We start from the raw sequence: 14,138 nt of genomic DNA, 5'->3' as shown, positions 1-14,138 counted from the left end.
GACCATGAAACAAATCACCGCCGTTGTTAAACCTTTCAAACTCGAAGAAGTGCGCGAAGCCCTGGCCGACTGCGGTGTGACCGGCCTGACCGTGACCGAGGTGAAGGGTTTTGGCCGCCAGAAGGGCCATACCGAGCTTTACCGCGGCGCCGAGTATGTGGTCGACTTTTTGCCCAAGGTGAAGGTGGAAGTGGTCGTGAAGACCGAAGACGTGGACCGCTGTGTGGACGCCATCGTCAAGGCCGCGCACACCGGCAAGATCGGTGACGGCAAGATTTTCGTCACCAGCGTGGAACGTGTGATCCGCATCCGCACGGGTGAGCAGGACGAATCGGCGGTCTAAAGAAAACGCTGGCCCAGCGCGGCCAGCCAGATGCCTGCACATACCAGCAGGCTCAGCAACACCGCGGCACTCCCCATGTCCTTGGCGCGCTTGGACAGGTCATGCCATTCAGGCCCCACACGGTCGATGGCCGTTTCGATCGCGGTGTTGAGCAGCTCCACCACCATCAGCAGCAGCACGCTGCCGGCCAGCAGGGCAACCTCCACCCAGGTTTGGCCCAACCAAAAGCTCAGCGGTACCAACACAAAAGCGGCAATGCATTCCTGGCGAAAGGCGGTTTCGCCCCAGCCCGCACGCAGCCCGGCCAGTGAATAGCCCAAGGCGTGCCACACACGGTTCAGTCCGGTACGTTCTTTTTGCGGGTTCACCGGGATATCGACAGTTGACACAGTAGGTTCCATGGGGACGTGCTTTAACGGCTCAGGGGCAGGGAGGTGACCAGCCGGGTGCCGGCCAGCGCATCGTGCCAAAACTGGCGCTGCGGATGAAAGCGGCTCAACACGGCCCAGACCGCAATCCAGCCAAAGGTGATGACAACCATTTCTCCCGCATTGAGGTGGAAATAGGCAATGGCCAAGACTGGCGGCACAAACCAGATCCAACTTAAAGCGTAGCGTCCCAGGGCGCGCAGCTGGGTGACGGCACGTCCCTGGCGGTCCACCAAGCGGATATTCCAAGTCTTCATGGGCAGTGTTTGACCATGGGCCCAAAACCAGACGAAATAAATACCAAAGATCACGAAAAGGAAGGCGATGAGGAGTGGGCGTCGCGGATCAATACCACTGCGCATTTGGCCCAATGTGCTGAATAACCAGGTTGCGAGGAAAGCCACAGCAAACAACAACATGCCTTCATAAAGCCAGCAGGCCATACGTCGGCGCAGGCTGGGGGCGTCCAGGGACGGGGAGGTGATGGCGGCTTGCAAAGATTCGGGGGACGACATGTCCCCGATTGTAGAGAGGGGCTTGTGGGCCTCTGGGGCTGGCGGGCTGTTATTTGGGCGGCGCCAAGGGCAACAGGGTGTTGGGGTCAATCGCCTGTTGTGCGGTGAACTTGGCCCGGTCGGTTTCGGGCGACAGGCGGGTCACAGGCACCGGGGTGAGTTTGCTGGGGGGCAGGGGTTTGGTGGAGACGGCGGCACCCGCAGGTTTGGCGGGGGTCTTCTTGGCCAAGCGTTTTTTCTCTTCGGGGCTCAGGGCCTGGTAGGCCTCCCAGTTGGCGGCACGCTCGGCGGGTGTCACTTTTTTGGTTTCCGCAAAGTTCAAGCGTGCCATTTCACGGGCACGTGGCTTGAGGGCTGCCCACTCGGCCATGCGGCCGTGCATCTTGGCTTGTTCGGCCGGGGCCAGTTGGGGGTAGTTGTGGGCCAGCGCAATCCACTTGCGTTTGTGCCCGTCGTTGAGTGTGTCCCAGGTACTTTCAAGAGGTTTGAGGGACTGGCGTTGTACGGCGCTCAGGTCTTTCCAGGCCAGTGCCATCAGCGGAGTGCTGAGGGGTTTAGGGGCTGGCGTCGCGGTGGCTTGTGCCAACACGGAGAGAGGCGCAACGGCTGCAAACAGGCACACGACGCCCCAGCTTGCCAGTGGCAGGGAGGTCTTGGGTCGCAGGTCAGTCGAGCGCATGGCGTGGCAATGGGTCTTGGGGTGGAGGCGGTTGATCTTTACTCAGTGCGGTTCAGTCGCAGGTACTGGGCAAAACCGGGGTCGGTAAAGGCGTCTGGCGGCAGGTCGTCGGTCAGCAGTTCCACATCCACATCGGCAATTTCCTGGGCGCGGAAGTCGTCTTGCACAAAATCGATGGTCACCAGACCGGCCACCAAGGCCAGCAAGGGCAGCCAAGCGCCCAGCAAGCGCCATTTTCCGCGCAAGCCATCACCCAATTGCAGGGCTGCAGAGCCGCCCGATGCCACGACAGCCGACGCAAGCCGCACCTGCGCCTGACGGCGCTTTTCCAGGGCCAACATGCGGGCGGCCTTGAGGCGTTCGCTCACGTCATGGGGCAGTTGCTGGGATGCCTCATGGAGGCGCGACGTGATGGCGCGGCCCAGATCATCCTGGCTGGCGATACGGTGGTTGGCGTGTTGTTTGGCTGTCATAGTCGAATTCCCTTGGCCTTGAGGGCGGCGCCCAAGGCATGTACCGCTCGAGAGCAGTGTGTTTTAACACTTCCTTGGGAGCATCCCATGGCGGCGGCCGTCTCCGCGACGTCCATGTCTTCCCAATAACGCATCAAAAAGGCTTCGCGTTGACGTGTCGGGAGCTCCAAAATCTCAGTTTCTATCGCCCGCAAGGTTTGTGCCCGTTCCAGTTGGGTCTCGGAACTTTCGTTTTGTTCCGGAACACTCTCGGAATGCAGGGTTTCCAGCAGGTCAAAATCCCCGTCTTCGTTGGATGACTCGAAGTCACCCATGGTCGAAAACAGGGCGTTGTAGGTTTTTTGCCTACGGAACCAGTCCAGGGTGCAGTTCGACAGAATGCGCTGGAACAGCATGGGTAGTTCATTGACGGGCTTGTGCCCGTAGTGCTCGGCCAATTTCATCATGCTGTCTTGCACGATATCCAGTGCCGCCTGCTCGTTGCGCACGTGGTAGACCGAGCGCTTGAAGGCCCGCCCTTCGACGCTTTTCAGAAAATCGGACAGCTCTTGTTCGGTAGCCAAGCGGTAGGGGCCTTTGAGTACGGGTTTGCCGCCGCCAACAGGGCTGAGCGCGCCCGGATTATGGCACCGCGTCGGCCCGATCCACAGGGGGCGCAGGGGCCTAGCAAAACCAGTGCGATAATGCGGATGCAAATTAAAAGGCAAACGGATCCTGGTCCGGCGCAATATTCAGTGCGCCCATGGCTTGGATCTCAAGTCCCGACACGACTCCACAAGAGTTTGCGTAGGGGCACCCAAGGTTTTTCGTTAGAGAAATTCACAAAGGTTCATCATGGAAATTACTAAAGCTGAAATCGCTTCGGCATCCTCTGCGTCCAAGTCTCCCACTGCTGCTACCCCCGCCGTTCCCGAGCTGCGTGGTGCGGAGGTGCTGATCAAATCCCTGCAAGCCGAAAACGTCAAATACATCTGGGGTTACCCCGGCGGCGCGGTTTTGCACATTTACGACGCGTTTTACAAACAAGACACGATTCAGCACGTGCTGGTACGCCACGAACAGGCGGCTGTGCACGCTGCCGACGGCTATGCGCGCGCCACCGGTGACGTGGGTGTGGCCCTGGTCACCTCCGGCCCTGGCCTGACGAATGCCGTGACCGGCATCGCCACGGCGTACATGGACAGCATCCCCATGGTGATCATCAGTGGGCAGGTCCCTACACACGCCATTGGCCTGGATGCATTCCAGGAATGCGACACGGTCGGCATCACGCGCCCCATCGTGAAGCACAACTTCCTGGTCAAAGACGCCAAGGACATGGCTGATGTGATGAAAAAGGCCTTCCACATCGCACGCAGCGGCCGCCCCGGCCCCGTGGTGGTGGATATCCCGAAGGACGTGTCCTTCAAAAAGGTCCCTTACCACGGCTACCCCGAAACGGTGGAAATGCGCTCTTACAACCCGGTGCGCAAGGGCCATGGCGGACAAATCCGCAAGGCACTGCAATTGCTGCTGGCGGCCAAGCGCCCCTATATTTACACCGGTGGCGGCGTGTTGCTGAGCAATGCCTCGGCAGAGCTGCGCACCCTGGTGGACATGCTGGGTTACCCCTGCACCAACACCTTGATGGGCTTGGGCGCATACCCCGCCAGCGACCGTAAGTTCCTGGGCATGTTGGGCATGCACGGCACAGTGGAAGCCAACAACGCCATGCAGAACTGCGACGTGCTGCTGGCCGTGGGCGCCCGTTTTGACGACCGCGTGATTGGTAACCCCAAACACTTTGCGCAGAACGAACGCAAGATCATCCATATCGACATTGATCCGTCGAGCATCTCCAAGCGCGTCAAGGTGGACATTCCGATTGTGGGCGACGTGAAAGACGTGCTTAACGAAATGATCGCCATGATCCGCGAGGGCAGCACCAAGCCCGATGCGAACGCACTGGGCGCCTGGTGGGACACCATCGAGGGCTGGCGCAAGCGTGATTGCATGAAGTACAGCTTGGGCAATGGCGACGTGATCAAGCCCCAGTATGTGGTCGAGACGTTGTGGAACATGACCAAGGACGTGGACACCTACATCACGTCCGACGTGGGCCAGCACCAGATGTGGGCGGCGCAGTACTACAAGTTTGACGAACCACGCCGCTGGATCAACTCCGGTGGCCTGGGCACCATGGGTGTGGGCATTCCCTACGCCATGGGCATCAAACTGGCCAAGCCTGACAGCGAAGTGTTCTGTATCACCGGCGAGGGCTCGGTGCAGATGAACATCCAGGAGCTGTCGACCTGCCTGCAGTACAACACGCCGATCAAGATTTGCTCCCTGAACAACCGCTACCTGGGCATGGTGCGCCAGTGGCAAGAGGTGGAGTACGAAGGCCGCTACAGCCACAGCTACATGGATGCGCTGCCCAACTTCGTCAAGCTGGCCGAGGCCTATGGCCACGTCGGCATGCTGATCGAAAAGCCGGGTGATGTGGAGCCCGCGCTGCGCGAGGCCCGCAAGCTCAAGGACCGCACGGTGTTCATGGACTTCCGCACTGACCCCACGGAGAACGTGTTCCCCATGGTGCAGGCTGGCAAGGGTATTACCGAAATGCTGCTGGGCTCGGAGGATCTGTAAGCCCGGATTACAAGCGAAATAGGGGTCTAGCCCGCATGGAATATGCGCAGACCGCTATCATTTTTGAATGAATCTATTGTCTGCCAAGCTGTGCGGTTACCGCCGCACGGGGAGGGCAGCGAAAAGAGGAATCGGTATTTATGAAACACATCATTGCAGTTTTGCTGGAAAACGAGCCTGGCGCTCTTTCCCGCGTTGTGGGCCTGTTCTCGGCCCGTGGTTACAACATTGAATCCCTGACGGTGGCTCCCACTGAAGACCCCACCTTGTCCCGCATGACAATTCAGACGTCCGGGTCGGATGACGTGATTGAACAAATCACCAAGCATCTGAACCGGCTGATTGAAGTCGTGAAGGTGGTGGACCTGACCGAAGGCGCCTACATCGAGCGTGAGCTCATGATGGTCAAGGTGCGTGCGGTGGGCAAGGAGCGTGAAGAGATGAAACGTATGGCGGACATCTTCCGCGGTCGCATCATCGATGTCACTGAAAAAAGTTACACGATTGAACTCACGGGCGACCAATCCAAGAACGATGCATTCCTCGAAGCCATCGAGCGTGCGGCGATTCTGGAGACGGTGCGTACGGGCTCCAGCGGTATTGGCCGCGGTGAGCGCATTCTGCGGGTTTGATTTCGGTTTTCCTGTGTGTGCTTCGGCTGGCTCACCACGCAGGGATTGTTTGGCGACAGTGTTTACCGTTCGCCCTGAGCTTGGGTAGTTTTTGCAACTGGGCGCTTTTCGCCAATATTTATTTCGGAGAGAAAAATGAAAGTTTTTTACGACAAGGATTGTGACCTGAGCCTGATCAAGGGCAAAACTGTTGCCATCATCGGTTACGGTAGCCAGGGCCACGCCCACGCACAAAACCTGAACGACAGCGGCGTCAAGGTCGTGGTTGGTCTGCGCAAGGGTGGCGCTTCCTGGGACAAGGTTGGCAAGGCCGGCCTGAACGTGATGGAAGTCAACGACGCCGTCAAGGCCGCTGACGTGGTCATGATCCTGTTGCCCGATGAAGACATCGCTGGCGTGTACAAGAACAACGTGGAACCCAACATCAAGCAAGGCGCTTCGCTGGCCTTCGCCCACGGTTTCAACGTGCACTACAACCAAGTCGTGCCCCGCGCCGATCTGGACGTGTGGATGGTCGCCCCCAAGGCGCCTGGCCACACCGTGCGCAACACCTACACCCAAGGTGGCGGCGTGCCCCACCTGGTGGCTGTGCACCAGGACAAGACCGGCAAGGCCCGTGACTTGGCTCTGTCGTACGCGATGGCCAACGGTGGCGGCAAGGCCGGCATCATTGAAACCAACTTCAAGGAAGAAACCGAAACCGACTTGTTCGGCGAACAAGCCGTGTTGTGCGGTGGTGCGGTTGAGCTGATCAAGATGGGTTACGAAACCCTGACGGAAGCTGGCTACGCCCCTGAAATGGCTTACTTCGAATGCCTGCACGAGCTCAAGCTCATCGTCGACTTGATCTACGAAGGCGGCATTGCCAACATGAACTACTCGATCTCCAACAACGCGGAGTACGGCGAGTACGTGACAGGCCCTGAAGTGATCAACGCCGAATCCCGCGTTGCCATGCGCAATGCGCTGAAGCGCATCCAGACTGGCGAATACGCGAAGATGTTCATCCTGGAAGGCCGCACTGGCTACCCCAGCATGACCGCTCGCCGCCGCTTGACCTCTGAGCACTCCATCGAAGTGGTGGGCGCCAAGCTGCGCGCCATGATGCCTTGGATTGCCAAGAACAAGCTGGTCGACCAGACCCGCAACTGATTCTTGCGCGACCTGTGAAAAGGCCACCTTGGTGGCCTTTTCCTTTTGTGGGGCTTGCGCTTTTGGGGGCTTGTGCTGGCTTACACTGGTGTGTGTTGGTGGCGCGAGGCCGTCCTGGGTCAACGGGACCCCGAGTGTCTTGCTGCGACCCTGGAGAAACTACATGCATGACGGTTCTGATTTAAAAGACAACGGCACAGAAGGCGTTGTGATTTCCAAGCGGCGCAAGGGCATCTACGTGTTGCCCAATTTGTTCACGCTGGCTGCTTTGTTCGGCGGGTTTTACGCAATCGTGATGGCCATCAATGGTCGCTTTGACCAAGCCGCCGTGGGCGTTTTTTGTGCCATGGTGCTGGACAGTCTGGACGGGCGCGTGGCCCGCATGACCAACACCCAGAGCGCCTTTGGTGAGCAGATGGACTCCTTGTCCGACATGGTGTCCTTTGGTGCGGCACCTGCCTTGATTTCGTACGTATGGGCTTTGCAAGGCTTGGGCCGTTGGGGCTGGATTGCGGCCTTTGTGTACTGTGCCTGTGCAGCCTTGCGTTTGGCGCGCTTCAATGTGAACACGACGGTGGTGGACAAGCGTTATTTTCAAGGCTTGCCCTCACCCGCTGCTGCCGCCCTGGTGGCGGGTTTCATCTGGTTGTTGACGGAGAGTGGCCTGAAGGGGACTGACGCGTTGGAACTGGGGGCGTTCGCGCTGCCCGTGCCTTGGATCATGTTTACCTTGGCTCTGTACGCGGGGTTGACCATGGTGACCAATGTGCCGTTTTACAGCTTCAAGGATGTGAGCATGAAACGCAGCGTGCCGTTTGCCGTGATCGTGCTGATCGCCCTGGGCATTGCGGTGATCAATATTGACCCGCCCACCGTGATGTTCGGTGTGTTTGTGGTGTACGGCGTGAGTGGTTATGTGGTGTACGGCGTGCGCCGGGCCCGGGGGGTGCGCACCAGTGTGATCAGCACGTCAACCGACGAGCCCGAAGAGCGCGGCTTGCACATGTGAATGGAAGAATGAGGAGAACGGGTATGGCAGACAAACTAATTATTTTTGACACCACCTTGCGCGACGGCGAGCAATCGCCCGGCGCGTCCATGACCCGTGACGAGAAGCTGCGCATTGCACGCCAACTGGAGCGTCTGAAGGTGGATGTGATCGAAGCCGGTTTTGCAGCCAGTTCCAATGGAGATTTTGAGGCTGTGCAGCTGATTGCCAACACCATCAAAGACTCCACCATTTGTTCGTTGTCGCGTGCCAATGACCGTGATATCTCCCGCGCGGCGGAAGCCCTCAAAGGTGCCAACAGCGCGCGCATCCACACCTTCATTGCCACCTCGCCATTGCACATGGAGAAGAAGCTGCGCATGACACCAGACCAGGTGTTTGAGCAGGCCAAACAATCCGTGCGCTTTGCCCGCAACTTGGTAGCGGATGTGGAGTTCAGCCCCGAAGACGGCTACCGCAGCGATGTGGATTTTCTGTGCCGTGTATTGGAAGCGGTCATCACAGAAGGTGCGACCACGATCAACGTACCTGACACCGTGGGTTACGCCGTTCCTGAGCTGTATGGCCACTTCATCAAGACGCTGCGCGAGCGTATTCCCAATTCCGACAAAGCCATCTGGTCGGTGCATTGCCACAACGACTTGGGCATGGCCGTGGCCAACTCGTTGGCCGGCGTGAAGATCGGGGGCGCGCGCCAGGTGGAGTGCACCATCAATGGCCTGGGCGAGCGGGCCGGCAATTGCAGCCTGGAAGAAATTGTCATGGCGGTCAAAACCCGCAAGGACTATTTCGGGCTGGAGTTGGGGATTGATGCCAAGCACATCTTGGCCGCCAGCCGTATGGTCAGCCAGACCACGGGGTTTGTGGTGCAACCCAACAAGGCCGTGGTGGGAGCCAACGCTTTCGCCCACGCCTCTGGTATTCACCAGGATGGTGTGTTGAAGGCGCGTGACACCTACGAGATCATGCGTGCCGAAGACGTGGGTTGGACCGCCAACAAAATTGTGCTGGGCAAGCTCAGTGGCCGCAATGCGTTCAAGCAGCGCCTGCAGGAGCTGGGGGTGCAACTGGAGAGTGAGGCCGAAATCAATGCTGCCTTTGCCCGTTTCAAGGAACTGGCCGATCGTAAAAGCGATATCTTCGACGAAGACATTCTGGCCCTGGTTAGCGACGACAGCGTCACGCTGGACAAGGAGCAATACAGTTTTGTGTCCCTGTCGCAGCACAGCGAAACCGGTGAGCGCCCCCATGCGGCGGTGGTGTTCACGGTGGCTGGCAAAGAGGTGAAGAGTGACTCGGATGGCAATGGCCCCGTCGATGCGTCCCTGAAGGCGATTGAGGCCCATGTGAAGAGCGGGGCCGAGATGGTCTTGTATTCGGTCAACGCCATCAGCGGATCGACCGAGAGCCAGGGCGAAGTGACGGTGCGCCTCCAAAACAGCGGCCGCGTGGTGAACGGCGTGGGAGCCGACCCCGACATTGTGGTGGCCTCGGCCAAGGCCTATTTGAGCGCTTTGAACAAGTTACAAAGCAAATCCGACCGGGTGGCAGCCCAGGGTTAAGGCCAGACATACAAATATTCTTGAGGTTTGGCCTGCAAGTTGTTGATCTAGCATAGGTTTTCTGTTTAAACTGTAGTTCACGACTATTGGGTGTGTAAGGAAATTACGGTTTTCTTACTTCTGGAAGGACTTATGTTGAAACGCGGACTTATGCAACTCTGTGTTGGCGGCTTGGTAGCAGCCTTCATGTTTTTGCCCCAAGAAGGGGCAGCCGCTGCGCAGCGTAAGAAGCCGCGTACCGTTCAGCCGGTAGCCAAACAAGCTTTGGCGAAGAAAGCGGTAGTTAAAAAGACCGCCCGCCCCAAGCTGGTTCGCAAAGTTGTCGCTGTGGCACCCCCCAGGCCTTCGTATGGGCAGTTGGCGGGATTGCACGGTATGCAAGACGAGCTGGATCTGAAGTCCAGCGTGGCGCTGGTCGTCGACCAGGACACCAATGAAGTCTTGTTCAGCAAAAATGAATCGGCGGTGTTGCCTATCGCCTCCATCACCAAGCTCATGACGGGTGTACTGGTCAGCGAAGCCCAACTGCCAATGGATGAAATCATCACGATCACCCAGGCGGATGTGGACACCGAAAAAGGCAGCTCCTCCCGTTTGCGCGTAGGCACCGAACTGAGCCGTGGCGAGTTGTTGCATTTGGCCCTGATGGCCAGCGAAAACCGCGCTGCGCATGCCCTGGGGCGCACATTCCCAGGCGGTTTGCAGGTTTTTGTTACCCAAATGAACATCAAGGCCAAGCTGATGGGCATGCAGGACACCCGTTACGTAGAGCCAACCGGCCTGTCGAGCAAAAATCAGTCCAGCGCCAAGGATTTGGCCACGCTGGTCAACTATGCCCACAGTGACCCTGTTCTGCGGGAGCTGTCGACCTCCACCGGCTACCAAGTGGCTGTTGGCAACCGCACCTTGCAGTACAACAACACCAACCGCTTGGTCAAAAATCCATCGTGGGATATCGGTTTGCAGAAAACCGGCTACATCACCGAAGCGGGCCAATGTTTGGTGATGCAGGCCAAAGTGGCCGGCCGCAAGCTCATCATGGTGTTTCTGGATTCGGCGGGCAAACTCAGCCGCATTGGTGATGCAGAGCGTGTGCGCAAATGGGTGGAAACCAACCACACGCCTGGGGTGCGCCCAGCACCTTTGGCAAGCCGGGAACACGCCCGCCGCGGGTGATGTGAGATGCAACACCTAGCGCCGTCTGGCGCTGGGTGTTATTTTCTGTGGCCCCGGTACCCCAAGGTTTCCGAGATTTGCTTGGCAGTTTCCTGCAACTTGGGCAACCAGTCATCTTCCAGTCGCCCTGAGGGGGCCGAAATCGACAGGCCTGCAACGAGCTTGGCTTGGTCGTCGTAAATGCCTGCGGCCATACAGCGCACTCCCAACTCCAGTTCTTCGTTGTCGCTGGCTTGGCCATACTGGCGCACCTTGGACAGCTCTCGCTCCAGGGTTTCCAGGTCGGTGATGCTGTTTTTGGTGTGGCCCTGCAAACCCGTGCGTGTGGCATAGGCCCGTGTGCGCTGGGGGTCGTCGGCAGCCAAAAACAGCTTGCCTACCGAGGTTAGGTGCAAGGGGGCCCGGCCACCAATGGCGCGCACGACTTGCATGCCGGAGCGTTCGCTGTAGGCACGCTCCACATAAATGATTTCGTCCCCCTGGCGCATGCTCAGGTTGACTGGCTGTTGTGTCAGCTTGTGCAGTTCGCGCATGGGAATCAGCGCTGCGTCGCGTACGTTCAAACGTGCCTTGACCAAATTGCCGAGCTCCAGCAGGCGCATGCCCAGGCGGTAGCTGCCCGATTGCGGCCGATCCACATAACGCCCCGCGACCAAGTCATTCAGGATGCGGTGGGTGGTCGAGGGGTGCAGGCCCGCTTTCTCGCTGATTTCCTTCAGGGGAATGGCTTCCTCGCGCGAGGCCAGCACATCAATCAGGGTGAACATGCGTTCAATCACTTGCACCGTGGGGGTGTTGGGCGGGTCGAGGTCTTTTTTGGTCATAGTCGGTCAGTCGTCCGATGTTAACCCTGTGTCGGCCCCGTGGCGGCTGGGGTGTGGTGTCCGTCAGACGTATTTGCGTGTGTGGCGTCCGCAGTGCCGCCAACCCATTGCCCGTTTTGCAGCAGCTCGTAGGGGCGAAACAGCGACTTGTAGCGCATCTTGGGGCTTTGTTCGATCCAGTAACCCAGGTAGACATAACGCAGCCCCAGGCGTTTCGCCTGGGCCAGTTGCCATAAGACGTTGAATGTGCCGTAGCTGGCTTGTGGGTCGGGCGAGAAGAAGGTGTAGACGGCGGAGATGCCGTCGTCGAGCACATCAAGGATGGACACCATCTTGAGCTCGCCCAGTGTCCCCGCGGCCGAGGGTTCGCGGAACTCCACCAAGCGTGAATTCACCCGGCTCTGCAGCAAGAACTGGATGTACTGGTCCACACTGTCCTCGTCCATGCCCCCGCCCGCATGGCGGCTGGTCTGGTAGCGCAGGTAGAGCGCGTAATGCTCGGCCACGTAGCCCAGCTTCAGCACCCGCACTTCCAGCTGCGCGTGTTGCTTCCAGGCCCTGCGCTGGCTGCGGTTGGAGGTAAAGCTTTCCGCGTTCACGCGCAAGGGGGTGCAGGCCTGGCAGCCATCGCAATAGGGGCGGTAGGTGAACATGCCGCTACGGCGAAAACCTTTGGCCACCAGTCCGGAGTAGGCATTGTTGTCGATCAGGTGGCTGGGCGTTGCCACCTGCGACCGCGCCTGGCGATCGGGCAGGTAGCTGCAGTCGTACGGCGCAGTGGCGTAAAACTGCAGGGCCTGGAGCGGGAGGTCAGTCAGGTCTGTCATGGAGGCGTGGCATCAAGCAGACAAAAGTTCGTTCCAGTATAGAGGGCTGAACTCCCACTGGGGCGCTTGGCCCTCTCGGGCCTGGCGGACGTGGTGCACAAAATCGGCACGCGGCATTTCACGCGCACCCAGAGACGCCAGGTGCTGGGTATTTTGTTGGCAGTCCACCATCTGGATGCCCGTGTGCCGACAGAACGCGACCAGTGCTGCGAGGGCAATCTTGGATGCATCGGTCTGGCGCATGAACATCGATTCGCCGAACACCGCCTGGCCGATACCGATGCAGTACAGCCCCCCCACCAACACGCCATCACACCAGGTTTCCACGCTGTGGGCCAGGCCCAGCGTGTGCAGTCGCGTGTAGGCGGCCACCATGTCATCCACGATCCAGGTGCCGGACTGTCCGCGGCGGGAGGACTCGGCGCAGGCCTGGATGACTTGGGGGAACGCGGTGTCCATGCGCACTTCGCAGCCCGCCGTGGCTATAAACGTGTGCAGGGTTTTGCGCAAGGAACGATGCAGGCGAAAGTCCTGCACCCGCAACACCATGCGTGGGTCTGGGCTCCACCACAGAATGGGCTGGCCGTCGCTGAACCAGGGGAAGATGCCTTGTGCGTAGGCCGCTTGCAGGGTGTGGGGCAGCAGGTCAGCGCCTGCGCACAACAAGCCCGGTGCATCGCTTTCCTGGCCCCAGGCCACAGTGACAGCGGGGAAGGGTTCTCCGGGGTCTAGCCAGGTGAGCGGGGGAGGGAGTGATGCCATGGCGGGCGCAAAAAATTAATTGGGGCACCCCGCTGAAGAGGGTTTTATCAGCGGTTAGAATACCAGCTGTCGGCGTGTAGCGCAGCCTGGTAGCGCACCTGCTTTGGGAGCAGGGGGTCCAAGGTTCGAATCCTTGTACGCCGACCACCATTCAAAAACAAAGGCCCTTTCAGGGCCTTTGTTCTTTCTGTCCGTAGCTCAGTTGGATAGAGCAACAGCCTTCTAAGCTGTAGGTCACAGGTTCGATTCCTGTCGGACAGGCCACCTGGCTTACTGTTCCGTTTCTGCCTATTTCCCCCGTTTTTCAGACCCCCAAGGCGCCGACCTGGGTGTCCAGCTGCAACCAGCGCTGCGCTGCGCTGCGCAGGTCTTCCACATGGCCGGTGGTCAAAAACTGGGTGGGTGCCACCGACTGCCCTGCCGCCGTCGGCGCCAGCAGCCCAGCTGCATCGAGCAGACGCCGGGTCTGGCGGGCTACCGGGGCGCCGCCTTCCAGCAGGGTGACCTGCTCGCCAATGGAGCGCCGCAGTACGGATTCAACAAACGGGTAGTGGGTGCAGCCCAGCACCAGCGTGTCCATGGCGGCAGAATTTAAGCCAAATAGGCCCATAGCCCCCGTGTACTCTGCGCAAAGCGCTTCTATTTTGATAGCATCGTTGTGTTCAATGGCAATCGCCAAGCCGTCGCAGGGCTGCAGCACGAAGGTGGCTTGCCCGTGCAACGAGGCCAACAGGGCCTGGAATTTCTCGCTCTGCAGGGTGCCGCGTGTGGCCATCACGCCCACAGTTTTGGTCTGGCTGGCCGCCGCCGCGGGCTTGAGCGCGGGCTCGATGCCCACCAGCGGAATGCTGGGGTAGGCCGCGCGCAGGGTTTTGATGGCCGCCGCCGTAGCTGTGTTGCAGGCCACGACCAGCGCCTTGATCTGGTGCTGCCCCAGCAGGTAGTCGGCAATCGCGTGCGAGCGGGTGGTGACGTGGTCATCGTCCCGCTCGCCATACGGTGCGTGGCCGCTGTCTGCCACGTAGACAAACTGCTCGTGCGGCAGCTCGGCGCGCAGCGCACGCAGCACGCTCAAGCCGCCCACGCCGCTATCAAACACCCCGATGGGGCGGGTGGCAGCAGACATTG

General features: G+C 59.5%; 16 protein-coding genes and 2 tRNA genes. 9 read left to right on the top strand and 9 right to left on the bottom strand.

The genetic code is table 11. The features are described 5' to 3' along the window. Positions 1-4 precede the first annotated feature (4 nt). Positions 5-343, top strand: a complete 339-nt coding sequence (locus C5F53_RS01935) for a P-II family nitrogen regulator (protein WP_094478505.1) — start codon at positions 5-7, stop codon at positions 341-343. Here the strand turns inward: C5F53_RS01935 and C5F53_RS01930 are convergent. From C5F53_RS01930 to C5F53_RS01910, 5 genes are read right to left on the bottom strand one after another with little or no spacing between them, the layout of a single operon-like run. After that, complete coding sequence (locus tag C5F53_RS01930; protein WP_105259638.1) at positions 340-744, bottom strand: diacylglycerol kinase; 405 nt, start codon at positions 742-744, stop codon at positions 340-342. The genes C5F53_RS01935 and C5F53_RS01930 overlap by 4 nt on opposite strands. A gap of 11 nt (positions 745-755) precedes the next feature. Beyond that, the gene (locus C5F53_RS01925; protein WP_105259637.1) at positions 756-1,286 is read right to left on the bottom strand and encodes an RDD family protein; all 531 of its coding nucleotides are present in this window, start codon (positions 1,284-1,286) and stop codon (positions 756-758) included. A 49-nt stretch (positions 1,287-1,335) separates the two neighbouring features. After that, positions 1,336-1,965, bottom strand: coding sequence for a DUF3106 domain-containing protein (locus C5F53_RS01920; RefSeq protein WP_105259636.1), 630 nt, complete (start codon positions 1,963-1,965; stop codon positions 1,336-1,338). A 38-nt stretch (positions 1,966-2,003) separates the two neighbouring features. Further along, positions 2,004-2,438 carry a DUF3619 family protein gene (locus C5F53_RS01915; RefSeq protein WP_105259635.1) on the bottom strand — a complete coding sequence of 145 codons (435 nt, stop codon included), beginning with the start codon at positions 2,436-2,438 and terminating at the stop codon, positions 2,004-2,006. After that, a complete protein-coding gene (locus C5F53_RS01910; RefSeq protein ID WP_105259634.1) occupies positions 2,435-3,001 on the bottom strand; it encodes an RNA polymerase sigma factor in 567 nt (188 codons plus the stop codon). Before C5F53_RS01910 ends, C5F53_RS01915 begins: the two co-directional genes overlap by 4 nt. A 271-nt stretch (positions 3,002-3,272) precedes the next feature. Between C5F53_RS01910 and C5F53_RS01905 the strand changes: the two genes are divergently transcribed. The 6 genes from C5F53_RS01905 to pbpG all read left to right on the top strand — a co-directional run bounded on the left by C5F53_RS01905 (position 3,273) and on the right by pbpG (position 10,597). Then, the gene (locus C5F53_RS01905; RefSeq protein ID WP_105259633.1) at positions 3,273-5,066 is read left to right on the top strand and encodes an acetolactate synthase 3 catalytic subunit; all 1,794 of its coding nucleotides are present in this window, start codon (positions 3,273-3,275) and stop codon (positions 5,064-5,066) included. A 140-nt stretch (positions 5,067-5,206) separates the two neighbouring features. Beyond that, positions 5,207-5,698, top strand: a complete 492-nt coding sequence (gene ilvN / locus C5F53_RS01900; protein WP_105259632.1) for an acetolactate synthase small subunit — start codon at positions 5,207-5,209, stop codon at positions 5,696-5,698. A 135-nt stretch (positions 5,699-5,833) separates the two neighbouring features. Beyond that, positions 5,834-6,850 (top strand): ketol-acid reductoisomerase, encoded by a 1,017-nt coding sequence (gene ilvC, locus C5F53_RS01895; protein ID WP_105259631.1) that lies wholly within the window; start codon positions 5,834-5,836, stop codon positions 6,848-6,850. Between the two features lie 163 nt (positions 6,851-7,013). Continuing rightward, a complete protein-coding gene (gene pssA, locus C5F53_RS01890) occupies positions 7,014-7,859 on the top strand; it encodes a CDP-diacylglycerol--serine O-phosphatidyltransferase (protein ID WP_105259630.1) in 846 nt (281 codons plus the stop codon). A gap of 23 nt (positions 7,860-7,882) precedes the next feature. Beyond that, the gene (locus C5F53_RS01885) at positions 7,883-9,421 is read left to right on the top strand and encodes a 2-isopropylmalate synthase (RefSeq protein ID WP_105259629.1); all 1,539 of its coding nucleotides are present in this window, start codon (positions 7,883-7,885) and stop codon (positions 9,419-9,421) included. Between the two features lie 150 nt (positions 9,422-9,571). Beyond that, the gene (gene pbpG, locus C5F53_RS01880) at positions 9,572-10,597 is read left to right on the top strand and encodes a D-alanyl-D-alanine endopeptidase (protein ID WP_370446696.1); all 1,026 of its coding nucleotides are present in this window, start codon (positions 9,572-9,574) and stop codon (positions 10,595-10,597) included. Positions 10,598-10,635: 38 nt separating this feature from the next. Here the strand turns inward: pbpG and C5F53_RS01875 are convergent, their stop codons facing one another. Genes C5F53_RS01875 through aat form a run of 3 tightly spaced genes read right to left on the bottom strand, consistent with a single transcriptional unit; the run spans position 10,636 to position 13,010 of the window. Continuing rightward, positions 10,636-11,421, bottom strand: a complete 786-nt coding sequence (locus C5F53_RS01875; protein ID WP_105259627.1) for an IclR family transcriptional regulator — start codon at positions 11,419-11,421, stop codon at positions 10,636-10,638. 20 nt (positions 11,422-11,441) lie between these two features. Continuing rightward, positions 11,442-12,248 (bottom strand): arginyltransferase, encoded by an 807-nt coding sequence (locus tag C5F53_RS01870; RefSeq protein WP_105259626.1) that lies wholly within the window; start codon positions 12,246-12,248, stop codon positions 11,442-11,444. A gap of 12 nt (positions 12,249-12,260) precedes the next feature. Next, entirely contained in the window at positions 12,261-13,010 is a 750-nt protein-coding gene (gene aat / locus C5F53_RS01865; RefSeq protein ID WP_105259625.1) for a leucyl/phenylalanyl-tRNA--protein transferase, read from the bottom strand. 70 nt (positions 13,011-13,080) lie between these two features. On the opposite strand from aat, the gene C5F53_RS01860 reads away from it, so the two are divergent. Then, positions 13,081-13,157 (top strand) — tRNA-Pro (locus C5F53_RS01860). Positions 13,158-13,197: 40 nt separating this feature from the next. Continuing rightward, positions 13,198-13,274, top strand: a tRNA-Arg gene (locus C5F53_RS01855). Between the two features lie 40 nt (positions 13,275-13,314). Here C5F53_RS01855 and murI read toward each other — a convergent pair. Continuing rightward, the gene (gene murI, locus C5F53_RS01850) at positions 13,315-14,136 is read right to left on the bottom strand and encodes a glutamate racemase (RefSeq protein WP_105259624.1); all 822 of its coding nucleotides are present in this window, start codon (positions 14,134-14,136) and stop codon (positions 13,315-13,317) included. Positions 14,137-14,138 lie beyond the last annotated feature (2 nt).

Origin of the sequence: Rhodoferax sp. TS-BS-61-7 (assembly GCF_002943465.1) — a bacterium.
Taxonomy (GTDB): Bacteria; Pseudomonadota; Gammaproteobacteria; order Burkholderiales; family Burkholderiaceae_C; genus Allorhodoferax.
Note: the sequence above shows the minus strand (reverse complement) of the source record. Positions and strands in the feature narration are given on the sequence as shown.